The following is a 24961-nucleotide window of genomic DNA, read 5'->3' on the forward strand; positions in this document are numbered from 1 at the left end:
GTGGAACGGAGTGTCCCGGTTACCGAGAACCGTTCCATCATGTAACCTGCATCAACTTTCGCACTCACGCAGAGGGCCAACGTCGTCCCTCGGCACTTGCCACATGCCACCTGACGACGACGGGAGAGCCGATGCGTACGCCGCGCCAGCCGTCCCAGCACTCCGCGAATGGCCAGAACTGGTCCTTCATGGATGCTCGCCCTGCTGCGCAGGGTATGTACGACCCCCGCAACGAGCACGACGCCTGCGGCGTCGGCTTCGTCGCCACCCTCACGGGCGAGGCCTCCCACACCCTGGTCGACCAGGCCCTCACCGTGCTGCGCAACCTCGAGCACCGCGGTGCCACCGGCTCCGAACCCGACTCGGGCGACGGCGCGGGCATCCTCTCGCAGGTGCCGGACGCCTTCTTCCGCGAGGTGGCCGGATTCGACCTGCCCGAGGCCGGCGCGTACGCCGTCGGCATCGCCTTCCTGCCGGTGGACGGGACGGAGGACGCCGCCACGCGGATCGAGACGATCGCGGCCGAGGAGGGCCTCACCGTCCTCGGCTGGCGCGAGGTCCCGGTCGCCCCGCAGATGCTCGGCGCCACCGCCCGCTCGACCATGCCGGTCTTCCGCCAGGTCTTCGTCACCGACGGCGCCTCGCGGGACATCGCCCTGGACCGCCGCGCCTTCGCGCTGCGCAAGCGCGCCGAGCGCGAGGTCGGCGTCTACTTCCCGTCGCTGTCCGCGCGGACCATCGTCTACAAGGGCATGCTGACCACGGGCCAGCTGGAGCCCTTCTTCCCGGACCTGTCCGACCGCCGCTTCGCGTCCGCGATCGCGCTCGTGCACTCCCGGTTCTCCACGAACACCTTCCCGTCGTGGCCGCTCGCCCACCCGTACCGCTTCGTCGCGCACAACGGCGAGATCAACACGGTCAAGGGCAACCGCAACTGGATGGTCGCCCGCGAGTCCCAGCTCGTCTCCGACGTGTTCGGCTCGTCCTCGGACCTGGAGCGGCTCTTCCCGATCTGTACGCCGGACGCCTCGGACTCCGCCTCCTTCGACGAGGTCCTGGAGCTGCTGCACCTGGGCGGGCGTTCGCTGCCGCACTCCGTGCTGATGATGATCCCGGAGGCGTGGGAGAACCACGACTCCATGGAGCCGGCCCGGCGCGCCTTCTACCAGTTCCACTCCACGATGATGGAGCCCTGGGACGGACCCGCCTGCGTCACCTTCACCGACGGCACCCAGGTCGGCGCCGTCCTCGACCGCAACGGTCTGCGCCCCGGCCGCTACTGGGTCACCGACGACGGCCTCGTCGTCCTCGGCTCCGAGGTCGGCGTCCTCGACATCGACCCGGCGAAGGTCGTCCGCAAGGGCCGCCTCCAGCCCGGCCGCATGTTCCTCGTGGACACCGCCGAGCACCGCATCATCGAGGACGACGAGATCAAGTCCGCGCTCGCCGCGGAGAAGCCGTACGCCGAGTGGCTCGAGGCCGGCGAGATCGAGCTGTCCGACCTGCCCGAGCGCGAGCACATCGTGCACACCCACGCCTCGGTCACCCGCCGCCAGCAGACCTTCGGGTACACCGAGGAGGAGCTGCGCGTCATCCTCGCGCCGATGGCCAAGGCCGGCGCCGAGCCGATCGGCTCCATGGGCACCGACTCGCCCATCGCCGCGCTGTCCGAGCGCCCCCGGCTGCTCTTCGACTACTTCACCCAGCTGTTCGCGCAGGTCACCAACCCGCCGCTGGACGCGATCCGCGAGGAACTGGTCACCTCCCTGCGCAGCTCGCTCGGCCCGCAGGGCAACCTGCTGGACCCGACGGCCGCCTCCTGCCGCAGCGTGTCCCTGCCCTTCCCGGTCATCGACAACGACGAGCTGGCCAAGCTCATCCACATCAACGCCGACGGCGACATGCCCGGCTTCAAGGCCGCGACCCTCTCCGGCCTGTACCGGGTGCACGGCGGCGGCGACGCGCTGGCCGCGCGCATCGAGGAGATCTGCGCCGAGGCCGACGCCGCCATCGGCAACGGCGCCCGGCTGATCGTCCTGTCGGACCGCCACTCGGACGCCGAGCACGCCCCGATCCCGTCGCTGCTGCTCACCGCGGCCGTCCACCACCACCTCATCCGCACCAAGCAGCGCACCCAGGTGGGCCTGCTGGTCGAGGCCGGCGACGTCCGCGAGGTCCACCACGTCGCCCTGCTCATCGGCTACGGCGCCGCCGCCGTCAACCCGTACCTGGCGATGGAGTCCGTCGAGGACCTGGTCCGCGCCGGCACCTTCCTGCCCGGCATCGAGCCCGAGAAGGCCATCAAGAACCTGATCTACGCCCTCGGCAAGGGCGTGCTGAAGGTCATGTCCAAGATGGGCATCTCCACCGTCGCCTCCTACCGCGGCGCCCAGGTCTTCGAGGCCGTCGGCCTCGACGAGGGCTTCGTGGAGAAGTACTTCAACGGCACCGCCACCAAGATCGGCGGCGTCGGCATCGACGTGATCGCCCAGGAGGTCGCCGCCCGCCACGCGAAGGCCTACCCGGCCAGCGGCATCGCGCCCGCCCACCGGGCGCTGGAGATCGGCGGCGAGTACCAGTGGCGCCGCGAGGGCGAGCCGCACCTGTTCGACCCGGAGACGGTCTTCCGCCTCCAGCACTCCACGCGCTCGGGCAAGTACGACATCTTCAAGAAGTACACCGACCGCGTCAACGAGCAGTCCGAGCGCCTGATGACGCTGCGCGGCCTGTTCGGGTTCAAGTCCGGCCGGCAGCCGGTCCCCCTCGACGAGGTCGAGCCGGTCAGCGAGATCGTCAAGCGGTTCTCCACCGGCGCCATGTCGTACGGCTCCATCTCCCAGGAGGCGCACGAGACGCTCGCCATCGCCATGAACCAGCTGGGCGGCAAGTCCAACACCGGTGAGGGCGGCGAGGACCCGGAGCGCCTGTACGACCCGGCCCGCCGCTCGTCGATCAAGCAGGTCGCCTCCGGTCGCTTCGGCGTCACCAGCGAGTACCTGGTCAACGCGGACGACATCCAGATCAAGATGGCCCAGGGCGCCAAGCCCGGCGAGGGCGGCCAGCTGCCCGGCCACAAGGTGTACCCCTGGGTCGCCAGGACCCGGCACAGCACCCCCGGCGTCGGCCTGATCTCCCCGCCGCCGCACCACGACATCTACTCCATCGAGGACCTCGCCCAGCTCATCCACGACCTGAAGAACGCCAACCCCCAGGCGCGGATCCACGTCAAGCTGGTCTCCGAGGTCGGCGTCGGCACGGTCGCGGCGGGTGTGTCCAAGGCCCACGCGGACGTCGTGCTCATCTCCGGCCACGACGGCGGCACCGGCGCCTCCCCGCTCACGTCGCTCAAGCACGCGGGCGGCCCCTGGGAGCTCGGCCTCGCCGAGACCCAGCAGACCCTGCTGCTCAACGGCCTGCGCGACCGGATCGTCGTCCAGACCGACGGCCAGCTCAAGACCGGCCGCGACGTCGTCATCGCCGCGCTGCTCGGCGCCGAGGAGTTCGGTTTCGCGACCGCGCCGCTCGTCGTCTCCGGCTGCGTCATGATGCGCGTCTGCCACCTGGACACCTGCCCCGTCGGCATCGCCACCCAGAACCCGGTGCTGCGCGACCGGTTCTCCGGCAAGGCCGAGTACATCGTCAACTTCTTCAGGTTCATCGCCGAAGAGGTCCGCGAGATCCTCGCCGAGCTGGGCTTCCGCTCCATCGAGGAGGCCGTCGGCCACGCCGAGGCCCTCGACGTCACCCGCGCCGTGGACCACTGGAAGGCGCAGGGCCTGGACCTGGCCCCCCTCTTCCACGTGCCCGAGCTGCCCGAGGGCGCCGTGCGCCACCAGGCCGTCGGCCAGGACCACGGTCTGGAGAAGGCCCTGGACAACGAGCTGATCAAGCTCGCCTCGGACGCGCTGGGCGCCACGGACGCCACCGACGCCGTGCCGGTGCGCGCCCAGGTCGCCATCCGCAACATCAACCGCACGGTCGGCACCATGCTCGGCCACGAGGTGACCAAGAAGTTCGGCGGCGCGGGCCTGCCCGACGACACCGTCGACATCACCTTCACCGGCTCCGCCGGCCAGTCCTTCGGCGCCTTCGTCCCCCGCGGCGTCACGCTGCGCCTGGAGGGCGACGCCAACGACTACGTCGGCAAGGGCCTGTCCGGCGGCCGGATCGTCGTCCGCCCCGACCGGGGCGCCGACCACCTCGCCGAGTACAGCGTCATCGCCGGCAACACCATCGGCTACGGCGCCACCGGCGGCGAGATGTTCCTGCGCGGCAAGGTCGGCGAGCGCTTCTGCGTCCGCAACTCCGGCGCGCTCGTCGTCTCCGAGGGCGTCGGCGACCACGGCTGCGAGTACATGACCGGCGGCCACGCGGTCGTCCTCGGCGAGACCGGGCGCAACTTCGCGGCCGGCATGTCCGGCGGCGTCGCCTACGTCGTCGACCTCGACCGGGACAACGTCAACGCCGGCAACCTCGACGCCGTCGAGGCGCCGGACGACGCGGACAAGGAGTGGCTGCACGACGTGGTGCGCCGTCACGCCGAGGAGACCGGGTCCACGGTCGCCCAGAAGCTGCTCGCCGACTGGCCGGCCGCCGCGGAGCGCTTCAGCAAGATCATTCCCCGTACGTACAAGGCAGTGCTCGCCGCCAAGGACGCCGCCGAGCGAGCCGGTCTCTCCGAGACCGAGATCACCGAGAAGATGATGGAGGCGGCGACCAATGGCTGATCCCAAGGGCTTCCTGAACCACGGCCGCGAGGTCGCCAAGACCCGGCCCGTCGAGGAGCGCGTCAAGGACTGGAACGAGGTCTACGTCCCCGGCTCCCTGCTGCCGATCATCAGCAAGCAGGCCAGCCGGTGCATGGACTGCGGCATCCCGTTCTGCCACAACGGCTGTCCGCTCGGGAACCTGATCCCCGAGTGGAACGACTACGCCTACCGCGAGGACTGGTCGGCCGCGCAGGAGCGCCTGCACGCCACCAACAACTTCCCGGAGTTCACCGGCCGCCTGTGCCCGGCTCCGTGCGAGTCGGCGTGCGTGCTCGGCATCAACCAGCCGCCGGTCACCATCAAGAACGTCGAGGTCTCGATCATCGACAAGGCGTGGGAGACCGGGGACGTCGCCCCGCAGATCCCCGAGCGCCTGTCCGGCAAGACCGTCGCCGTCATCGGCTCGGGCCCCGCGGGCCTGGCCGCCGCCCAGCAGCTCACCCGGGCCGGCCACACCGTCGCCGTCTACGAGCGCGCGGACCGCATCGGCGGCCTGCTGCGCTACGGCATCCCCGAGTTCAAGATGGAGAAGCGGCACATCAACCGCCGCATCGAGCAGATGCGCGCGGAGGGCACCCGCTTCCGCACCGGCGTCGAGATCGGCCGCGACCTCAAGGCCACCGACCTGAAGAAGCGGTACGACGCCGTCGTCATCGCCGCCGGTGCCACCACCGCCCGCGACCTGCCGGTCCCCGGCCGGGAGCTCAAGGGCATCCACCAGGCCATGGAGTACCTGCCGCTGTCCAACAAGGTCCAGGAGGGCGACTTCGTGACGCCCCCGATCACGGCCGAGGGCAAGCACGTCGTCGTCATCGGCGGCGGCGACACCGGCGCCGACTGCGTGGGCACCGCCCACCGCCAGGGCGCGGCCTCCGTCACCCAGCTGGAGATCATGCCCCGGCCGGGCGAGGAGCGGAACCCGGTCTCGCAGCCGTGGCCGACCTTCCCGATGCTCTACAAGGTGACGAGCGCCCACGAGGAGGGCGGCGAGCGGGTCTACTCCGTCTCCACCACCCACTTCGAGGGCGACGAGGACGGCAACGTCCAGTGGCTCCACATGAGCGAGGTGGAGTTCGTCGAGGGCAGGCTCACCCCGAAGCCGGGCACCGAGCGCAAGATCCCCGCCCAGCTGGTCACCCTCGCCATGGGATTCACCGGCACCGACCGGGAGAACGGCCTGGTCGACCAGTTCGGCCTGGAGCTCGACGAACGGGGTAACATCGCCCGGGACGCCGACTTCCAGACCAACGTGCCGGGTGTGTTCGTCGCCGGTGACGCCGGCCGCGGCCAGTCGCTCATCGTCTGGGCGATCGCCGAGGGCCGCTCCGCCGCACGCGGCGCGGACCGCTTCCTGACCGGAGCCAGCGACCTGCCGGCCCCGATCCGCCCGACGGACCGCGCACTGACGGTCTGACGGCCGGAACAGCCTCACAGTCGTCCCGCACAAAGGCGTGCGGAACACTGACGGCGCCCGCCCTGTCCCCGACCGGACACATGGGCGGGCGCCGTCGCATGCTCAGGGCAGCTTGTAGGTGTCCCCGTACATCTCCCACACCAGCGGCGTCCTCAGGTCCAGGTTCCCGGCCTCCAGGAACCGGCGCTGGGCCGTGTCGACGCGGGAGGTGTCGATGCCGGGCCGCTTGGCCAGCATCGCCTCGCGGCGGACGTCGAGGAACGCGTCCAGGTAGGTCTTCTCGGACCCGCCCTCGGCCGGCGTCTTCGCCTTCTTCATCGCACGCTCGCGCAGGCTGTAGAAGCCGTCCGCGTCGCTGTCGGGGCCGTGGAAGACCATCGCGTCGAAGTAGACGAACTGGCCCAGCGTGCCGAGCCCGTCCAGCTTGGCCAGGCGCACCGACGGCTGGAAGTAGACCCGGTCGCGCTCCTCCTCCTGCGCCTTGCGGAACGCGGGGAGCTTCGCCTCCGCCTCCCAGGCGGCCGTGAAACCGGGGTCGAGACCCTCGTGGGAGTCGGTGCCGTCGACCTCGCGCAGGGCCGGCAGGTACTTCGCCAGACCGTTGTCCGGGTGGTCCTCGGTGTAGTGCTCGACCAGGGTGAGCAGATCGTGGGTGCCGGTGCAGAAACCGATGATCCCCGCGGTGTAGCCGTCGCCCTGCCCGAGATCCTCGATGGTGCCGTAGGCGCTGCGCCAGTCGGTCGTCGAGTTCTCGGCGCTGGACACCAGCTGCTGCGCCAGCTCCTTCTTCGCCGGGGCGGCCAGCCCCGGCGGCAGGTCGGCGATCAGCTCGTCGTCCGCCTCCCGCTCCTGCTCGGCCCGGCTCTTGGCGTCCTCGCGGGCCGACTGGGCGGCGGCCACCGGCGGAGCGACCGGGGCGTCGGCCGAGTCCGTCGGCATGAGGAAGTACACCCCCGTGGCGACCACGGGGACGGCCGCGAGAAGCAGCACACCGGCACGTTTCACTGGGGAATACCTCCACCTGTCATTTCCGACACCTTGAGCGCCGCCGACACCGCCAGCAGCACCACCACACCCGCGCACGCGCCCGCCTGCACCGGCACCCGGCGTCCGTCGCGGGGCGCGTACGCGTACGCCACGGCCACCGCCCCGCCCGCCAGCAGACCGCCCAGATGGCCCTGCCACGAGGTCAGCCCGGCGGAGATCAGCAGCCACAGCAGCAGGAACGCCATGAAACGGTTGACCGGCGCCATGTCGGCGCCCAGCCGCCGCGCCAGGACGTAGTACGCGGCCCCCAGGCCGAAGACCGCGCCCGACGCGCCGACCGAGGACCGGGCGGGGTCGGCGAGGAGCAGCACCAGGACGGAACCGCCGAGCGCCGACAGCAGGTACAGGACGGCGTACCGGACCCGGCCGAGCATCGGCTCCACCACCCGCCCCAGCTGCCACAGCGCGGCCATGTTCATCACGATGTGCAGAAAGCCGAACGTGCCCTCGGTGGGCTCCAGGTGCAGGAAGGCGCTGGTGAGCATCCGCTCCCACTCGCCGGCGACGACGCCCTCGGCGTGGAAGTCCCCGGGGAAGACGCTCTGGTAGACGTAACGGCCCCCGTCCGGCCCGGCCAGGCGCGCGCCGACCATCGAGAACCGGTCCACGATCCCCGGCCGCACCAGCTCACCCAGGTAGGCGAGGACGTTCAGCCCGATCAGGACGTACGTCACGACGGGCGTCGCCGAGACCCGGCCGCCGACGACCGTCCGGGCCTGCCGGACCGACCGCGCGCCCTCCTTCACGCACTCCGGGCAGTGGTGGCCCACCGCCGCCTCGCGCATGCAGTCGGGGCAGACGAAACGGTCGCAGCGGGTGCAGCGGACATGACACTCCACCGCGGGATGGCGGTAGCAGGTGGTGACGGTGGATTCGGGATCCACGGCCGGCTCCTCGGGACGGGCGGACGGTGAGCCGGTGGGGGCGGCGGCGAACAAAATATCGAAACGCTGTGGGCGGGCTGAGAGGCGGGGTCCGCACTGGCGTACGCTCGGCAGCCAGTCGCCGCCGCACCAGGGGGGTCAGCATGGCCGCGATCAGTCTCACCAAGGTGCAGGAGACCGCGCCCGCGCTGGTCGGCCTGTACAAGAGCGCCGGTGCGTCCCTGACGGAACACGGGCTCGACGGGACCCGGGCCGCCGTGTACCTCGTCGTCGATCACTCGGGCTCGATGAAGCCCTACTACCGGGACGGCACCGTGCAGGCGCTCGCCGACCGGGTGCTCGGGCTGTCCGCGCACCTCGACGACGACGGCACCGTGCCGGTGGTGTTCTTCTCCACCGACGTCGACGCCGTCACCGAGATCGCCCTCGCCGACCACCGGGGCCGCATCGAGCGGATCGTGGCTGGCCTCGGGCACATGGGCAGGACCAGCTACCACCTGGCCATGGACGCCGTGATCGACCACTACCTCGACAGCGGCGCGCGCCACCCCGCCCTGGTCGTCTTCCAGACCGACGGCGGCCCGATCGACCGGCTCGCCGCCGAGCGCCACCTCTGCAAGGCGGCGCGGCTCCCGCTGTTCTGGCAGTTCGTCGGCTTCGGCGACCCGGACAGCCGCCAGTTCGAGTACCTGCGCAAGCTCGACGAGCTGGCCGTGCCGGACAAGCGGGCCGTCGACAACGCCGGGTTCTTCCACGCGGGCCGCGACCCGCGGGAGATGAGCGACGCCGAGCTGTACGACCGGCTGGTGGGGGAGTTCCCCAAGTGGCTGGCGGCCGCACGCGCCCAGGGCATCGTGCGCCCGCTCCGCTGACGGGCCGCACCGGCCACCACACGGTCCAGCGCCTCGGCGAGGACCCCGGCGCCACACCCGTCGGCGCCTCCCCCCCCGGCGCCGGACCACCGGCCGACCCCGCGCGCCCGCGCCGGACACCCCCACGCCCGCCTACGTGTCGCACTCCAGCACCGTCCGGCACAACCCGCACCGCGCTCGCACCCGCCCCCGCACCGGCACCCCGATCCGCTGGTGGCACGTCGGGCAGGGGAACGACACCCGCAGCGGCCCGCGCGCATCCGGCAGGAAGGAGTACGGGGCGTCCGTCACGGGAGCGGCGTGCGGATCCAGCGCGTGCCGCCGGTCCCGGGCGTAACGGCGGCGCCCCGCCCACCCGGCCGCCGTCAGCGGCGGCTGCTGCTCGTCCCGGCGGGCCCGCGCCATGCCCTTGACGTACGCCGTGCAGGCCTGCGGACTGGTGAACCACACCGCCGGATCCTCCCCGAACAACAGCGCCCGCTTCGCGAGCACGTACCCGAACTCCTCCGGCGTCAGGTACCCCAGCTTCTGCGACGACGCCGCGTCCTCCCGGTACGCGTCCAGCAGCAGCCACCCCGCGCCCAGATACGCCGCCGCCGTGTCCGTGAGGATCTCGTTGTCCCGCGTCCCCGGGAAGGACAGGTCCAGACGGTGCAGGTACACGTGCATCACCTCGTGGGCGAGGGCCGCGCCGATGTCCCGGCGATGGGTACGGAAGCGGTCGTTCAGCTCCACGAAGTACTCCGGGCCCGCCGCCAGCTCGACACTGGCCGCATGCGTCATCTCCCGGAAGGAGACGACCATCCGGGCGTCCGGCAGACGGTAGTGACGCACCAGCTCGTGGGCCACCCGCTGCGCCCCCAGATACAGGTCGTCCGTGTCGCAGAACGCCACGTCGGCCGGGGCCACGCTGGCCGAGAACGTCTGGACGGTGCCGTACGACAGGCGCCTGTACAGCGCCGTGATGGCGGCCCGTACCGTCTCCAGGTGCGGAAAGCCGTGCTCGACCGGTCCGCCGTTCGCCACGTCCGCACCCCCAAGACGCCTGACCCTGACTCCACTGTACGAGCCGCGCCGCGGCGCCGGGCCGCTCACGGCCTGAGACGGTGTGCGGCGGCCGGCCGGTCGCCCGTAGGGTGATCGGCCATGACCACCAGCAACACCGGTACCGGTGCCGCCGACCACGCCGTCCGCGAGGAGCTGGCCCGGCTGCGGGACAGCATCGACAACATCGACGCGGCCGTCGTCCACATGCTCGCCGAGCGCTTCAAATGCACCCAGCAGGTCGGCCACCTCAAGGCCCGCCACCAGCTGCCGCCCGCCGACCCCGCCCGCGAGGCCCAGCAGATCGCCCGGCTGCGGGCCCTCGCCGAGAGCGCCAAGCTGGACCCGGCGTTCGCCGAGAAGTTCCTGAACTTCATCATCGCCGAGGTCATCCACCACCACGAGCGCATCGCGGAGGACACGGACAACGGGGCCGGCTGAGCCGCCGCACCCGGCTGCGGGCGGTCGTGCCTCCCCCGGCGCCCGGAACGGCCCGGGAGGCACCCCCACGGGCGGCACGGGCGGCGCCGGCGGGCGGTGGGGGAGACGCCCCGGCCGCGCCGGGCCACACGATCCGCCCCCGCCCCCCACGCACGCCGGCGCGGACCGGACAAACCCCGCGTACCGGTCCGCCCCTGTGCCCCGCCCACCGCATCAGGCAGCATGGCCTGCATGTCCGTACTGACGCGCGACGAAGCGCAGACCCGTGCCCAGCTCCTCGACGTCCACCACTACGCGATCGACCTCGATCTGACCCGTGGCGACGAGACCTTCGACTCCCGCACCGTCATCCGGTTCGCCGTCCGCGCCGAGACGGGCACCACGGACACCTTCGTCGAGCTCAAGCCCGCCGAACTGCGCGGCGTCACCCTCGACGGGCACCCCCTCGACCCGGACGCCCTGGACGGCAACCGCCTGCCGCTGGAGGGCCTCGCCCCCGGCGAGCACGAACTGCGCGTCGACGCGGCCATGCGCTACTCCCGCACCGGCGAGGGCATGCACCGCTTCACCGACCCCACCGACGGCGAGACCTACGTCTACACCCAGCTGTTCATGGACGACGTGCAGCGCGTCTTCGCCGCCTTCGACCAGCCCGACCTCAAGGCCGTCTTCGACCTCACCGTCACCGCGCCCGAAGGCTGGACCGTCCTCGCCAACGGCATCACCGAACACACCGGCGACGGCCGCTGGAAGGCCGCCACCACCCCCCTGATCTCCACCTACCTCGTCGCCGTCGCCGCCGGCCCCTGGCACTCCGTGCGCACCGAACACCGCGGCCTGCCCTTCGGCCTGCACTGCCGCCGCTCCCTCGCCCCCCACCTCGACGCCGACACCGACGAACTCCTCGAGGTCACCCGGCAGTGCTTCGACCGCTACCACGAGAAGTTCGCCGAGCCCTACCCCTTCGACTCCTACGACCAGGCGTTCGTCCCCGAGTTCAACGCCGGCGCCATGGAGAACCCGGGCCTGGTCACCTTCCGCGACGAGTTCGTCTACCGCTCCGCCGTCACCGACACCGAACGCCAGACCCGCGCCATGGTCATCGCCCACGAGATGGCCCACATGTGGTTCGGCGACCTCGTCACCCTCAAGTGGTGGGACGACATCTGGCTCAACGAGTCCTTCGCCGAGTACATGGGCTACCAGACCTGCGCCGAGGCCACCCGCTTCACCGGCACCTGGACCGACTTCGGCGTCACCCGCAAGCCCTGGGGCTACGACGCCGACCAGCGCCCCTCCACCCACCCCGTCGCCCCCGAGAACGTCGAGGACACCGCCTCCGCGCTCCTCAACTTCGACGGCATCTCCTACGCCAAGGGCGCCTCCGCCCTGCGCCAGCTCGTCACCTGGCTCGGCGAGAAGGACTTCCTCGCCGGCATCAACACCCACTTCGCCCGGCACAGGTTCGCCAACGCCACCCTCGCCGACTTCATCGACTCCCTCGCCTCCGCCACCGAACGCGACGTCCACGCCTGGGCCGACGCCTGGCTGCGCACCACCGGCGTCGACACCCTCACCCCACACGTCACCGGCGACAACGGCACCCGCGCGCTCACCGTCGACCGCGACGGCACCCGCCCCCACCGCGTCGCCGTCGGCCTCTACGACCAGGACCTCACCGACGAGGGCCGGCTCACCCTGCGCGAACGCCTCGACCTCGACGTCCCCCAGAGCGAACCGCGGCCCATCGGCAAGCTCCCCGCCCTGATCGTCCTCAACGACGGCGACCTGAGCTACGCCAAGATCCGCTTCGACGCCGAGTCCTCCAAGACCCTGCGCGAAGGCCTCTCCGGCCTCCCCGACCCCCTCACCCGCGCCGTCGTCTGGAACGCCCTGCGCGACGCCGTCCGCGACGGCGAACTCCCCGCCACCGCCTACCTCGACACCGCCCGCGCCCACCTCCCGCACGAGACCGACCTCGCCCTCGTCTCCGGCGTCCTCACCTTCGCCGCCACCCAGATCACCGACCGCTACCTCACCCCCGGACAGCGGCCCGCCGCCCTGGCCACCCTCTCCGCCCTGTGCCGCGACCTCATCCGCCGCACCGAGGACGGCGACCACCCCGGCCTGCGCCTGATCGCCGTACGCCACTACATCGACGCCGCCGCCCACCCCGACACCATCGCCGCCTGGCTCGCCGACGGCACCGTCCCCGGCGGCCCCGAACTCGACCCCGAACTGCGCTGGCGCATCCTCACCCGCCTCGCCGTCCTCGGCGCCACCGACGAGACCGCCATCGCCGCCGAACTCGAACGCGACCCCAGCGCCACCGGCCAGGAGGGCGCCGCCCGCTGCCGCGCCGCACTGCCCGACCCCGAGGCCAAGAGCCGCGCCTGGGCCGCCATGTTCGCCTCCGACGACCTGTCCAACTACCTCTTCACCGCCACCGCCCAGGGCTTCTGGCAGCCCGAACAGGCCGGCCTCGTCGCCGACTACGTCCCCCGCTACTACGCCGAGGCCGTCGCCGTCGCCGCCCGCCGCGGCCCCGCCATCGCCGAAGCCGCCGGCCGCTGGGCCTTCCCCGCCCACGCCGTCGACGCCGACACCCTGCGCCTCGGCCGGGAATGCCTCGCCGCCGCCGACCCGATCCCCGCCCTGCGCCGCAAGCTCGTCGACCAGCTCGACGACCTCGCCCGCGCCCTGCGCGTCCGCGGGCCCCAGGCAGGCTGACCCCCGGCACGCGGCCGGCCCCCGGACACCACCGAGGCCGGCCGCACAGCCGCCCCGACACGCCATACCCCACGAAAGTACCCCCTTTCGGGTTCTGATCGTCGGGCTTTCCGGGCGCAGGCACGCATCCGCGTACACCCTGTCATTCCGTGTGATTCCGTCCCCGCGCCCGGAGGACAGCCCATGGGCATGCCGCCCCTCGCCTCGGGCCCGCACGGCCCCGACGCCCTGCGACCCCTGTGCGACACCGTTCTCGACGCACTGCGCGCCGGCGCCACCGCACGCGGCGGACCACTGCCCGCCGGCGGACCCGACGCCGTCGCCGCAAGAGTCCGGGACGCACTCGGTGAGGTCCTGCCCGAGCAGGGCGACCCCGAGGCACTCCGCGTCCTCGTCACCGCGCTCGCCGAAGGCGCCGCCGACCCCGCCCACCCCCTGTGCGCCGCCCACCTGCACGGCCCGCCCCTCGCCGTCGCCACCGCCGCCGACCTCGCCGCGAGCGCCCTCAACCCCTCCCTCGACTCCTGGGACCAGGCACCCGCCGCCACCGCCCTGGAGACCCTCGTCACCCGCGCCCTCGCCCAGCAGGCCGGCGCCGCCGACGCCCTCGTCACCACCGGCGGCACCGAATCCAACCAACTCGCCGTCCTCCTGGCCCGCGAGGCCCACGGCGCCGGCCTCCGGCTCCTCCACGGCGCCAACGCCCACCACTCCCTGCCCCGCGCCGCCTGGCTCCTCGGCCTGCCCGAACCCGTCACCGTCCCCGCCCCCGCCGGCACCCTCGACCCCGCCGCCCTCGACGAGGCCCTCACCACCCTCCCCGGCCCCCACCTCGTCGCCGCCACCGCCGGCACCACCGACGCCGGCCTCATCGACCCCCTGCCCGACATCGCCGACCGCTGCGCCGCCCACGGCGCCCGCCTGCACATCGACGCCGCCTACGGCGCGGGCCTCCTCTTCAGCGACCGGCACCGCGACCGCCTCACCGGCCTCGACGCCGCCGACACCCTCACCCTCGACCTGCACAAACTCGGCTGGCAGCCCATCGCCGCCGGCCTCCTCGCCGTCAAGGACCCCGACGACCTCGCCGCCCTCCGGCAGCGCGCCGACTACCTCAACGCCGACGACGACACCGACGCCGGACTCCCCGACCTCCTCGGCCGCTCCCCGCGCACCAGCCGCCGACCCGACATCCTCAAGACCGCCGTCACCCTCAAGACCCTCGGCCGCACCGGCCTCGGCGCCCTCGTCGACGAAGTCTGCGCCCACGCCCACCGGTTCGCCGCCCTCGTCGACGACCACCCGGGCTTCACCCTCCACGCCCCGCCCACCATCAGCACGGTCCTGTTCCGGCCCGCCCACGCCACCGACACCGCCGTCGCCGCCGTACGCCGGGACCTGCTCACCACCGGCCGCGCCGTCCTCGGCCGCGCCCGCGCCGACGGCCGGCTCTGGCTCAAGGCGACCTTCCTCAACCCCCACACCCGGGCCGACGACCTGGCCCGCCTCCTCACCCTGGTGGAAGGACACACCCCACGATGAACAGCGGCACCCCCGACACACCCCGCGACCTCGTAGGCATCGGCATCGGCCCCTTCAACCTCTCCCTCGCCGCGCTCGCCGACCCGCTCACCGCACTCGACGCCGTCTTCTACGACCGGCGCCCCGCCTTCCACTGGCACCCCGGCCAGCTCATCGACGGCGCCCGCATCCAGGTCCCCTTCCTCGCCGACCTCGTCACCCTGGTCGACCCCGCCAGCCCCTGGACCTTCCTCAACCACCTCCGGGCCCGCGAACGCCTCTTCCCCTTCTACTTCGCCGAACGCTTCCACATCCAGCGCGCCGAGTACGACGCCTACTGCCGCTGGGTCGCCGAACACCTCCCCGCCCTCCGCTTCCGCCACCGGGTCGACGCCGTGCGCTGGGACCCCGAACGGAAACTCTTCGAAGTCGACCACACCCGACTCGACGCCGACGGAGAAGCCGAAGCCCTCAGCCGCACCCACACCCGCAACGTCGTCCTCGGCATCGGCACCGAACCCCACGTCCCCGACCCGCTCAAACCCCTCGCCGACGCCCCCGACGCCCCCGTGATCCACTCCGCCGACTACCTGGACCACCGCGACGCGCTCCTCGCCGCCGAACACGTCACCGTCATCGGCACCGGCCAGTCCGGCGCGGAGATCTTCCTCGACCTGCTCCGCCACCGCCCCGCCGGCCGCGAACGCCTCCACTGGCTCGGCCGCACCGACGCCTTCGCCCCCATGGAGTACTCCAAGCTCGGCCTGGAACACTTCACCCCCGACCACACCCGCTACTTCCACACCCTGCCCGAAGCCGTCCGCGACCGACTCGTCGCCGCACAATGGCAGCTCCACAGAGGCATCGACGCCGACACCAGCGCCGCCATCCACGACGAGCTCTACCGCCGCACCCTCGACGGCGGCTGGCCCGACGCCGTCCTCACCCCCGGCGTCCGCGTCCGCACCGCCGGCCGCCTCGGCGCCACCCGGGTCGAACTCCACCTCGAACACACCCGGCAGAACACCCGCACCCGCCTCACCACCAGCGCCGTCGTCCTCGCCACCGGCTACCGCGACCGCCCCCTCGGCCACCTCCTCGCCGGCCTCGACCCCTACATGCGCCGCGACGACCGCGAACGCCCCCGCATCGACGAGCGCTTCCGCATCCTCCTCGACCCCACCGTCACCGGCGCCGTCTACGTCCAGAACGCCGAGACCCACACCCACGGCGTCGGCGCACCCGACCTCGGCCTCGCCGCCTGGCGCAGCGCCACCATCCTCAACGACCTCACGGGCGAGCAGCCCTACCCCCTGCCGGCCCGGACCGCGTTCACCACCTTCGGCCTGGAACGGCAACGACCCCAGATCCCGTCCGCACGCCACCACCGGGAACTCATCCCACTGGCGGACGGAACCTGAGGCCGCGAACACCGTCAGCGCGTCAGAACACCGGCGTGCCGTCCCGCGTCAGCGACCAGTCCACCGACGCGAAGTCCCTCGGGTCCAGCACACCCCTCGCCGTCACCCACTCGGCGATCCGCGTACGGATCTCCGTCGACTCCGACCACACCTCCTTCGCCGACGCCACGTGCGGGAACGCGCCCCCGCCGTTGGCCCGGTAGTTGTTCACCGCCAGCACGAACTGCTGCGCGTCGTCCAGCGGAGCACCCCGGTAGGACAGGTTCCTGATCCGCGAACCGGCCGCCTGCGCGATGTCGATCTCGTACGTCAGCCCCGACACGTAGTCGTAGTTGTAGTCGGGGCGGCCGTTCGCGTTCGTCAGCCTCTCCACGTCCACCGGCACACCCGCCGCCGTCCGCACGTAGTACTCCGCCGAGAACTCCAGGTACGCCCGCAGCTGCGCACCCGTCAGCAGCTTCGCCACCAGCGTGTTGTCGTACACGTACAGGCTCGACAGGTCCCGGATCGTCACGTCGCCGGCCGGGATCTGCGAGGTCCGCGAGAACGGCGACGCCTGCGCCAGCACCGGCAACGACGCGTACTGCGTACCCGCCAGCGCCTCCCTGACCACGTCCTCCTGCACCTTGGTGATCAGGTCGATGATCGGCGCGTCCTTGTACCGCGCCTCCACCGTCGTCAGCGTCTCGGTGGCCGTCCCCACGACCTGGTTGACGTACGCCACCACCCGCGCGTGCTCGTCCGCCAGCAGCCTGCCGATGCGCGGGTCGTCCTCCACCGTGCTCGAGTCGCGCAGCGACGCCCGCACCGACTCGACGTGCCACCGGCCGCGCTCGAAGACCAGGTCGAAGTCGAAGACGGTGAGCCGCTCGGCGAAGCACAGCGGCTCCGACAGCACGACCGTCTTCCCCGTCGCCTCGTTGACGACCTTCAGCTCCGGGATCTCCACGTGCGCGTGCCCCACGAGGATCGCGTCGATGCCCGGCACCTGCCGGGCCACGTTCGCCGCCGCGTTCTCCACGTACGGCACCTGGTCACCGTAGGACGACGTGCCCGACGAACCGGAGTGCGCCGACACCACCACCACGTCCGCGCCCATCGAACGCAGCTTCGGCACCCACTTCGCCGCCTGCTCCTCCAGCCCCGGGAACGCCAGCTTCCCCTGCACGTACGCCTTGTCCCAGATCGCGATGCCCGGGTTGGTCAGCCCCAGCACCGCCACCTTCACCGGCGGCGCGCCCTTCACCCGGAACGTCTTCATGAAGTACGGCGGGAAAGCGGGCTTCAGCGTCTTCGCGTCCACCGCGTTCGCACCCAGCAGCGGGAAGTCGCACTGCTCCTCGAACTTCCGCAGCGTCTCGATGCCGTAGTTGAACTCGTGGTTGCCCAGCGCCACCGCGTCGTACCCGATCGCGTTCATCGCCTGCGCCATCGGGTGCACCGGGCCGCCCTCGGCGGTGATCGGGTCCACCTTCGCGTAGTAGTACGTCAGCGGCGTGCCCTGGATGGTGTCGCCCGCGTCCAGCAGCAGCGTGTTGTGGCGGCCCCGCTCCTCACGGATCCGGTTCACCAGCGTCGAGATCCGGGCCAGGCCCTGGGCGTTGCCCGCCGCGTCCGCGTACTCCGCGTCCTTGAAGTAGTCCCAGTTGAAGACGTGCCCGTGCAGGTCGGTCGTGCCGAGCACCGTCAGCGCGTACCGCTTCGGCTTCTTGCGGCCCCGCTGCGTCCCGGCGGCCCCGGCGGCCGGGACAGCCGTCGCACCGGCCAGCGCGACACCCGCCCCCGTCACGGCGGATCTGCTGAGGAACTTCCGGCGGTTCAACGACATGCTGGCTCTCCTTGCGGACGTCACGACGCACCATCGACAACGCGCGTAGATTCTGTCCTGGACACGTCGCCTGTCAACAGTGACCGACGGGGAGGCGGCCGCACGCACGCCCGAAAAGCGAAAGAAGGAACGATGGCGGAATGCTCATCGGAGCACCCCGCCGCACAATTCAACACTTGTCAATAACCCTTCACCCAAAGGTGGTTGGACAGTCATGTGCGTCCAATTCGCTACCGATCGGTAAGTCATAGGCTCGCCCCATGCGCCGAGCGAAAATCGTCTGCACACTAGGGCCCGCCACCGACTCCTACGACCAGATCAAAGGCCTCGTCGACGCCGGAATGGACGTCGCCCGCTTCAACTTCAGCCACGGCACCCACGCCGAGCACGAGGAGCGGTACCACCACGTCCGAAAGGCCTCCGACGAGACCGGCCACAGCGTCGGCACCCTCGCCGACCTCCAGGGCCCGAAGATCCGGCTCGGCCACTTCACCGAAGGCCCCGTACTCCTCGAACGCGGCGACACCTTCACCATCACCGTCGAAGAGGGCGTCGGCGGCGACCGCCACACCTGCGGCACCACCTACGCCGGCCTCGCCACCGACGTCACCCCCGGCGAACGCATCCTCGTCGACGACGGCAAGGTCTGCCTCGAGGTCACCGACGTCGACGGCCCCCGCGTCCGCACCACGGTGATCGAGGGCGGCATGGTCTCCGACCACAAGGGCCTCAACCTCCCCGGCGTCGCCGTCTCCGTCCCCGCCCTCTCCAAGAAGGACGAGGACGACCTCCGCTGGGCCCTGCGCACCGGCTTCGACGTCATCGCCCTCTCCTTCGTCCGCGGCGGACGCGACATCACCGACGTCCACCGCATCATGGACGAAGAAGGCCGCCGCCTCCCCGTCATCGCCAAGATCGAGAAACCCCAGGCCGTCGAGAACATCGAGGACATCGTCGCCGCCTTCGACGGCATCATGGTCGCCCGAGGCGACCTCGGCGTCGAAATGCCCCTCGAACAGGTCCCGATCGTCCAGAAGCGCGCGATCAAACTCGCCAAGCGCAACGCCAAGCCGGTCATCGTCGCCACCCAGATGCTCGACTCCATGATCGACAACGCCCGCCCGACCCGCGCCGAGGCCTCCGACGTCGCCAACGCCGTCATCGACGGCACCGACGCCGTGATGCTCTCCGGCGAGACCAGCGTCGGCAAGCACGCCACCGACACGGTGCGCACGATGGCCCGCATCGTCGAGGCCGCGGAGGAGGACGTCCTCGCCAAGGGGCTGCCCCCGCTCACCGACCGCAACAAGCCCCGCACCCAGGGCGGCGCCGTCGCCCGCGCGGCCGCGGAGATCGGCGACTTCCTCGGCGCGAAGTTCCTCGTCGCCTTCACCCAGTCGGGCGACACCGCCCGCCGCCTCTCCCGCTACCGCTCGCCCATCCCGCTCCTCGCCTTCACCCCGGAACCGGCGACCCGCTCCCAGCTGAACCTGACCTGGGGCGTGGAGACGTTCCTCGGTCCGCACGTGGACTCCACGGACGCGATGGTCGACCAGGTGGACGAGCTCCTGACCGAGTACGGCCGCTGCCGGAAGGGCGACGTGGTGATCATCACGGCCGGCTCCCCGCCGGGGGTGTCGGGCACGACGAACCTGGTCCGGGTGCACCACATCGGCGAGGACGACAGCCCCCGGTAGACCGGACGTCAGTGCTTGGGCCCGACGTGGACGTCCATGAGGGCGACGGAGGCCCTGCGGGCGACGGAGATCGTCACGGCGGCGCGGCTCTGGTGGAGTGATTTCCACTCGACGCCCACCCGGTCGAGGGCGGCGGTGAAGAGCCGGACGATGTCGGTCGACGTGTTGGTGAAGAAGTACCGCGGGTATTCGTAGCGCTTGCGTTCGCCATCGACCGTCCGGGTCGTCCAGTTGGTGATGCGGCAGCCGTCGGAGTGGACGAGCCCGCGGATGAACTCCCAGGGGTGGGCGTCGACGATCGCCTGTTGCCAGGGCTCCAGGGCGATCTCACGCTCGTGCTTCCTGCCCGGGCCGTGCTGGGGGAAGACGGCCGGCCAGTGCCAGGAGTAGCTGGTCACGGCCACGCACCCCTGTCTTTGGACGCGGTGCACGCGGACGCCGGGGCGCACCTTGACGATGGCATCAGCGCACTCCTGGATCAGCCCCGGCCACGCGTCCGCACACGCGATCCGGAGGTAATGGCCGCTGCGGGGGTGGGCGCTGATGCACCCGTCTCCGAGGTAGAGGCCCAGGAGGTAGGCGTAGGCCTCGTTGTCGGCAGGTGGCCCCGGGTCCCGAGGGGCGATGCGGGGCAAGGGCACCAGGCGCTCCTGCCAGGAGCGGATGGCGGAACGCGAGATGCCCGTCTCCCGGCTCACCGAGTTGAGGCTGCGCCCTTGCGCCACCGAGGCCAATGCCCGCCTGCGCGTGCTGATGTCGTACATGCGGCCACTATGGAAGCGCCGTGCAGGCGACACGCAGCAAAAAGCGGATGTTCACGAGAACGTGGACATCCGCTATGCGATAGCGACCTTGGAAAGTAAGGAAAAGTGCCCCGGGTCGGACTCGAACCGACACTGTATGGGTTTTGAATCCATTGCCTGCTGCCAATTGGGCTACCGGGGCTCGCAGAATCGAAGGTTTCCCCCGACCCTCCGCGCGTCCACCTTACCGCAGCTAGGTAGGCTCTTGTCAGCAGTACCGCCCGCCCCGGAACAAGGAGCGCCCACGTGACCGCCCCCGAGTCGCCCCAGCCCGCTGACGTGCCCGAAGACGAAAAGTCGCACGTGCCTCCGCTGACGACCCGTGTCGTCATCGCCGAGGACGAGGCGCTCATCCGGCTGGATCTCAAAGAGATGCTGGAGGAGGAGGGGTACTCCGTCGTCGGTGAGGCCGGTGACGGGGAGCGGGCCGTGGAGCTGGCCCGGGAGCACAAGCCCGACCTCGTGATCCTCGACGTGAAGATGCCCAAGCTGGACGGCATCTCCGCGGCCGAGAAGATCGCCGAGGAGAGCATCGCGCCGGTGCTGATGCTGACCGCGTTCTCGCAGCGCGACCTCGTGGAGCGGGCGCGGGACGCCGGGGCGATGGCGTATCTGGTGAAGCCGTTCAGCAAGAGCGACGTCGTTCCGGCGATCGAGATGGCCGTCTCGCGGTTCACGGAGCTGAAGACGCTGGAGAAGGAGGTCGCGGACCTCTCGCAGCGGCTGGAGACGCGGAAGCTGGTGGACAGGGCGAAGTCGGTGCTGCAGACGCAGTACGGGCTGACGGAGCCGGCGGCGTTCCGGTGGATCCAGAAGACGTCGATGGACCGGCGGATGTCGATGCAGCAGGTGGCCGAGGCGGTCATCCAGGACGCCGAGGAGAAGAAGGCGTCCAAGGGCTGACGCCCGGGCCGCTCCGTGGGGCCCGTGTGCTCGGCGGGGTCGTCCCGTCGGGGTGCGTCGTGCTGGGCCGGGTGTTCCGCGGGGGCGTCGACGGCGTCGCGGTGCCGGGCCGGCTCGGGTACGGCGAGACCGCCGCCTCTCGTGAGGCGGCGGTCTCGCCGCGTTGTGCTCTCGGTTCAGTCCTCGCCGAGGTAGGCCTTGCGGACCGACTCGTCGTGGAGGAGGTCCTGTCCGGTGCCGGAGAGGACGATCTTGCCGACCTCCATGACGTGGGCGTGGTCCGCGAGGGACAGGGCGGCCTGCGCGTTCTGCTCGATGAGCAGGATGGTGGTGCCCTGGGACTTCAGTTCGGCGATGGTCGCCATGATCTTCTGCATCATGATCGGCGAGAGGCCCATGGAGGGTTCGTCGAGCATGAGCAGTTTGGGCCGGGACATCAGTGCCCGTCCCATGGCGAGCATCTGCTGTTCGCCGCCGGAGAGGGTGCCCGCGGCCTGCTTGTGGCGTTCTCCGAGGATGGGGAAGAGGTCGTAGGCGCGCTGGATGTCCTTCTCGATGCCCTCCTTGTCGTTGCGGAGGTAGGCGCCGAGGCGGAGGTTGTCCTCGATGGTCATGCGGGGGAAGATGTGCCGTCCCTCGGGGGAGTGGGCGAGTCCCAGCGAGACGATCTTGTGGGCGGGGATCTTCCGCAGTGACCGGCCGTCGAACCTGATGTGGCCGGAGACCGGCTGGAGCAGTCCGGACAGTGTCCTGAGGGTGGTGGTCTTGCCGGCGCCGTTGGTGCCGATGAGGGTGACGACCTGGCCCGCGTCGACCGTGAACGAGATGCCCTTGACGGCCTCGATCTTGCCGTAGGCGACCCTGAGGTCCTCGACCTCCAGCAGTGCGGTCACTTGTCGTCCCCTTCTGTGGTGCTGTGCGCCTCGGCGGCCTCGACCTCGGCGGCCTCGTCCTGGCCGGGTGCGCCTTCGAAGGGGGTGCCGAGGTAGGCGGCGATGACGCGTTCGTCGGCCTGGACGACTTCGGCGGGTCCTTCGACGATCTTCTCGCCCTGGACGAGCACGGCGACCCGGTCGCAGAGGTTCATGATGAATCGGATGTCGTGCTCGATGACGAGGATGGCGATGCCCTTGTCCCGGATGGCGAAGATGAGTTCTTCGGCGGCGCGGGTCTCCTGGGGGTTCATGCCCGCGGTGGGCTCGTCGAGGAGGAGCAGGCCGGGCTCGCTGGCGAGGGCCCGGGCGATCTCGAGCTTGCGCTGTTCGCCGTAGGGCAGGTTGCGGGCGAGGTGGTCGGCCTTGGCGGCGAGTCCGGTGAACTCCAGGAGTTCCATGGCGCGTTCGCGGGAGGCCTCTTCGGCCTTCTTGAAGCCGGGCAGGCGCAGCAGGGCCGACCAGAGGCCTTCCTTGGTGCGGGTGTGCCGTCCGACGAGCACGTTCTCCAGGACGGTCATGTTGGCGAAGAGCCGGATGTTCTGGAAGGTGCGGGCGATGCCGGCCTGGGTGACCAGGTGCGGTTTGGGCGGCAGGACGGTGCCCTTGTACTCGACCTTGCCCTCGGTGGGGACGTACAGGCCGGTGAGGCAGTTGAAGAAGGTGGTCTTGCCGGCGCCGTTGGGTCCGATGAGGCCGACGATCTCGCCGCTGTTGACGGTGAGGTCGACGGAGCGTACGGCGGTGAGGCCGCCGAAGCGCATGGTGACGCCGCTGGCGTCGAGGACCGTGGTGGCGGTGGGTGCGGTGGTGGTGGTCATGGTGGTCACGCCCCTGCCTTCGCGACGCCGGTCGCGCCGTCGGGGAGCGGCTTGTCGTCCGGTACGTCGAGCTGTCCGGTGTCGTGGAACTCGAGCTGCTTCCTGCGGTCGGCGACCAGTCCTTCGGGGCGGAAGCGCATGAGGAGCATGAGCGCGGCGCCGAAGAGGAGCAGCTGGTATTCCGCCATGAACTGGAGTTTGGCCGGGATCAGGTAGAGGAGTGCGGCGCCGATGAGCGGGCCGCTGATGGTGCCCATGCCGCCGAGGATGACGGCGGCGAGCAGGAAGGCCGAGTTGGGCGGTACGGAGCCGGCGAACTGGTACTGCTCGGGGGTGACGCTGTAGGACACGTGGGCCTGTACGGTGCCGGCGAGGCCGGCCAGGCAGGCGCCGAGGGCGAAGGCGAGGAGCTTGAGGCGGAAGCCGTTGATGCCCATGGCGGTGGCGGCGGTCTCGTCCTCGCGGATGGCGACCCAGGCGCGTCCGATGCGGGATTCCGCGGAGCGGCGGAAGACGAGGACGACGACGGCCGTGAACAGCAGCATCAGCAGGTAGTAGTTGCCGGAGCGGGTGAGCTGGTGGCCGAGGACGTCGTGCGGCACTCCGAGGTTGAAGCCGAAGATCTCCAGGTCGGGGATGTTCGGGATGCCGTTGGAGCCGTTGGTGACGTCGGGTCCGCTGTTGCCGTTCAGGTTGTTCATGGTGATGCGGAAGATCTCACCGAAGCCGAGCGTCACGATGGCGAGGTAGTCGCCGCGCAGGCGCAGGGTGGGGGCGCCGATCACCACGCCGAAGACCAGCGAGGCGAGGGCGCCGGTGAGGACGGCGGCCCAGAACGGGAAGTGCAGGCCGATGCTGGACTGCGGCGATCCGGAGACCAGGGCGGCGGCGTAGGCGCCGACGCCGAGGAAGGCGACGTAGCCGAGGTCGAGGAGGCCGGCGAGGCCGACCACGACGTTGAGGCCCAGGGCGACGGTGGCGAAGATGAGGATGTTCGCGCCGATGAGGGCGAACTGTTCGTTGCTCTGGGTGAAGGGGAAGCAGATCGCCGTGGCGAAGGCGGCCGCGAGGGTGACGTTGCGGTGCTTGGCGGTGAGGGCCGAGAGCCGCTTGAGGAGTCCTGCGCGGGTGACGGCGGTGAAGCCGAACGCGGCGATGACGAGGAAGCCGATGAAGAGTTCGGAGTACTCGGTGCCGATGCCGTAGGCGAAGACGTACAGGCCGGCGCCGAAGCCGGCGGCGATGATCAGGATCTCGGCCCAGGAGGGGAGTTCCTCTGCGCGGCGGGGTTCGGGGGCGGTGAGGGCGTGGCGGATCCGGCTCCAGAGGCCCGGGGCCGGTTCGTCCTCGTCGTAGGGCTGGTCGGCCGGGAGGCCGAGGGCGCCGATGACGGCGACGAGGGCTCCGCCGCCGGAGATCCATGCGCCGGGTTCGAGGTTGACGAGGCCGCCGAGTTCCTGGCTGATGGCGCCCAGGGCGTATCCGGTGGTGCCGAGGACGCCGAGGGCGCTCAGCAGGACGGGGCTGTTGGTGCCGCCGGGGGTGAGCCAGCCGAGGCCGCGGACACCGTATCCGGAGAGGACGAACAGCAGGGTGAGGGCGGATCCGACGAGGGTGAGGACCTGCAGGCCGCCGGGGTAGCCGGTGACGGTCAGGTCGCCGGGGAACTCGTCGGTCCAGGTCCAGGCGAGGAAGGTGCCGGCGAGGGCGACGGCCGAGCCGGCGAGGGTGGTCGCGCGGGCTGCGGCGGGGGCCAGCGGGACGACCGGGGTGGGGGTGGTGGTCACCTTGGTGGTGTCCGTGGTCTTGTCGGTGGGAGTCTTGGTGGTCATGG

General features: G+C 71.1%; 17 protein-coding genes and 1 tRNA gene. 9 read left to right on the forward strand and 9 right to left on the reverse strand.

All coding sequences use genetic code 11. The features are described from left to right. Nucleotides 1-188: 188 nt before the first annotated feature. Complete coding sequence (gltB, locus tag ACZ4V6_RS17000; RefSeq protein WP_467828253.1) at nt 189-4727, forward strand: glutamate synthase large subunit; 4539 nt, start codon at nt 189-191, stop codon at nt 4725-4727. Further along, nucleotides 4720-6183 (forward strand): glutamate synthase subunit beta, encoded by a 1464-nt coding sequence (locus ACZ4V6_RS17005; protein ID WP_467827718.1) that lies wholly within the window; start codon nt 4720-4722, stop codon nt 6181-6183. Before gltB ends, ACZ4V6_RS17005 begins: the two co-directional genes overlap by 8 nt. 102 nt (nt 6184-6285) lie before the next feature. On the opposite strand, the gene ACZ4V6_RS17010 is transcribed toward ACZ4V6_RS17005, so the two are convergent. Together ACZ4V6_RS17010 and ACZ4V6_RS17015 are read right to left on the reverse strand one after the other, a co-directional pair. Then, entirely contained in the window at nt 6286-7188 is a 903-nt protein-coding gene (locus tag ACZ4V6_RS17010; RefSeq protein ID WP_467827721.1) for a chitosanase, read from the reverse strand. After that, complete coding sequence (locus ACZ4V6_RS17015; protein WP_467827723.1) at nt 7185-8114, reverse strand: rhomboid family intramembrane serine protease; 930 nt, start codon at nt 8112-8114, stop codon at nt 7185-7187. Before ACZ4V6_RS17015 ends, ACZ4V6_RS17010 begins: the two co-directional genes overlap by 4 nt. A gap of 143 nt (nt 8115-8257) precedes the next feature. On the opposite strand from ACZ4V6_RS17015, the gene ACZ4V6_RS17020 reads away from it, so the two are divergent. Further along, nucleotides 8258-8986: a vWA domain-containing protein gene (locus tag ACZ4V6_RS17020; protein WP_467827726.1), complete on the forward strand. Its 729-nt coding sequence runs from the start codon at nt 8258-8260 to the stop codon at nt 8984-8986. A 132-nt stretch (nt 8987-9118) separates the two neighbouring features. On the opposite strand, the gene ACZ4V6_RS17025 is transcribed toward ACZ4V6_RS17020, so the two are convergent. Beyond that, entirely contained in the window at nt 9119-10012 is an 894-nt protein-coding gene (locus tag ACZ4V6_RS17025; protein WP_467827728.1) for a hypothetical protein, read from the reverse strand. A gap of 120 nt (nt 10013-10132) precedes the next feature. Between ACZ4V6_RS17025 and ACZ4V6_RS17030 the strand changes: the two genes are divergently transcribed. The 4 genes from ACZ4V6_RS17030 (at nt 10133) to ACZ4V6_RS17045 (ending at nt 16143) form a co-directional block, all read left to right on the forward strand. Next, on the forward strand, nt 10133-10471 hold the full coding sequence (locus tag ACZ4V6_RS17030; RefSeq protein WP_467827730.1) for a chorismate mutase: 339 nt from the start codon (nt 10133-10135) through the stop codon (nt 10469-10471). Nucleotides 10472-10702: 231 nt separating this feature from the next. Further along, nucleotides 10703-13201, forward strand: coding sequence for an aminopeptidase N (gene pepN, locus ACZ4V6_RS17035; RefSeq protein WP_467827732.1), 2499 nt, complete (start codon nt 10703-10705; stop codon nt 13199-13201). Between the two features lie 183 nt (nt 13202-13384). Then, on the forward strand, nt 13385-14743 hold the full coding sequence (locus ACZ4V6_RS17040; protein ID WP_467827735.1) for a pyridoxal phosphate-dependent decarboxylase family protein: 1359 nt from the start codon (nt 13385-13387) through the stop codon (nt 14741-14743). After that, complete coding sequence (locus ACZ4V6_RS17045; protein WP_467827737.1) at nt 14740-16143, forward strand: lysine N(6)-hydroxylase/L-ornithine N(5)-oxygenase family protein; 1404 nt, start codon at nt 14740-14742, stop codon at nt 16141-16143. Before ACZ4V6_RS17040 ends, ACZ4V6_RS17045 begins: the two co-directional genes overlap by 4 nt. Before the next feature lie 22 nt (nt 16144-16165). Here ACZ4V6_RS17045 and ACZ4V6_RS17050 read toward each other — a convergent pair whose 3' ends face one another. Next, nucleotides 16166-17971 carry a bifunctional metallophosphatase/5'-nucleotidase gene (locus ACZ4V6_RS17050; protein ID WP_467827740.1) on the reverse strand — a complete coding sequence of 602 codons (1806 nt, stop codon included), beginning with the start codon at nt 17969-17971 and terminating at the stop codon, nt 16166-16168. Between the two features lie 260 nt (nt 17972-18231). Between ACZ4V6_RS17050 and pyk the strand changes: the two genes are divergently transcribed. Continuing rightward, nucleotides 18232-19668 (forward strand): pyruvate kinase, encoded by a 1437-nt coding sequence (gene pyk / locus ACZ4V6_RS17055; protein ID WP_467827743.1) that lies wholly within the window; start codon nt 18232-18234, stop codon nt 19666-19668. A gap of 8 nt (nt 19669-19676) precedes the next feature. Here the strand turns inward: pyk and ACZ4V6_RS17060 are convergent, their stop codons facing one another. Further along, nucleotides 19677-20432, reverse strand: coding sequence for a helix-turn-helix domain-containing protein (locus ACZ4V6_RS17060; RefSeq protein WP_467827745.1), 756 nt, complete (start codon nt 20430-20432; stop codon nt 19677-19679). Nucleotides 20433-20538: 106 nt separating this feature from the next. Next, nucleotides 20539-20613 (reverse strand) — tRNA-Leu (locus ACZ4V6_RS17065). A 104-nt stretch (nt 20614-20717) separates the two neighbouring features. Between ACZ4V6_RS17065 and ACZ4V6_RS17070 the strand changes: the two genes are divergently transcribed. Beyond that, on the forward strand, nt 20718-21374 hold the full coding sequence (locus tag ACZ4V6_RS17070) for an ANTAR domain-containing response regulator (RefSeq protein ID WP_467827748.1): 657 nt from the start codon (nt 20718-20720) through the stop codon (nt 21372-21374). Nucleotides 21375-21550: 176 nt separating this feature from the next. On the opposite strand, the gene ACZ4V6_RS17075 is transcribed toward ACZ4V6_RS17070, so the two are convergent. From ACZ4V6_RS17075 to ACZ4V6_RS17085, 3 genes are read right to left on the reverse strand one after another with little or no spacing between them, the layout of a single operon-like run. Beyond that, nucleotides 21551-22267, reverse strand: a complete 717-nt coding sequence (locus ACZ4V6_RS17075) for an ABC transporter ATP-binding protein (RefSeq protein ID WP_077798741.1) — start codon at nt 22265-22267, stop codon at nt 21551-21553. Beyond that, nucleotides 22264-23136, reverse strand: coding sequence for an ABC transporter ATP-binding protein (locus ACZ4V6_RS17080; RefSeq protein WP_467827750.1), 873 nt, complete (start codon nt 23134-23136; stop codon nt 22264-22266). Before ACZ4V6_RS17080 ends, ACZ4V6_RS17075 begins: the two co-directional genes overlap by 4 nt. After that, nucleotides 23133-24959, reverse strand: coding sequence for a branched-chain amino acid ABC transporter permease (locus ACZ4V6_RS17085; RefSeq protein ID WP_467827752.1), 1827 nt, complete (start codon nt 24957-24959; stop codon nt 23133-23135). The genes ACZ4V6_RS17080 and ACZ4V6_RS17085 overlap by 4 nt, the downstream gene beginning before the upstream one ends. Between the last annotated feature and the right edge of the window lie 2 nt (nt 24960-24961).

The sequence above is a fragment of the Streptomyces sp. NPDC029152 genome (assembly GCF_055564355.1).

Coding starts and splice junctions, on each gene's coding strand:
- pepN (WP_467827732.1), top strand. CDS start 10,703: ATGTCCGTACTGACGCGCGACGAAGCGCAGACCCGTGCCCAGCTCCTC.
- ACZ4V6_RS17050 (WP_467827740.1), bottom strand. CDS start 17,971: ATGTCGTTGAACCGCCGGAAGTTCCTCAGCAGATCCGCCGTGACGGGG.
- ACZ4V6_RS17045 (WP_467827737.1), top strand. CDS start 14,740: ATGAACAGCGGCACCCCCGACACACCCCGCGACCTCGTAGGCATCGGC.
- ACZ4V6_RS17030 (WP_467827730.1), top strand. CDS start 10,133: ATGACCACCAGCAACACCGGTACCGGTGCCGCCGACCACGCCGTCCGC.
- ACZ4V6_RS17085 (WP_467827752.1), bottom strand. CDS start 24,959: ATGACCACCAAGACTCCCACCGACAAGACCACGGACACCACCAAGGTG.
- pyk (WP_467827743.1), top strand. CDS start 18,232: ATGCGCCGAGCGAAAATCGTCTGCACACTAGGGCCCGCCACCGACTCC.
- ACZ4V6_RS17060 (WP_467827745.1), bottom strand. CDS start 20,432: ATGTACGACATCAGCACGCGCAGGCGGGCATTGGCCTCGGTGGCGCAA.
- ACZ4V6_RS17020 (WP_467827726.1), top strand. CDS start 8,258: ATGGCCGCGATCAGTCTCACCAAGGTGCAGGAGACCGCGCCCGCGCTG.
- gltB (WP_467828253.1), top strand. CDS start 189: ATGGATGCTCGCCCTGCTGCGCAGGGTATGTACGACCCCCGCAACGAG.
- ACZ4V6_RS17040 (WP_467827735.1), top strand. CDS start 13,385: ATGGGCATGCCGCCCCTCGCCTCGGGCCCGCACGGCCCCGACGCCCTG.
- ACZ4V6_RS17005 (WP_467827718.1), top strand. CDS start 4,720: ATGGCTGATCCCAAGGGCTTCCTGAACCACGGCCGCGAGGTCGCCAAG.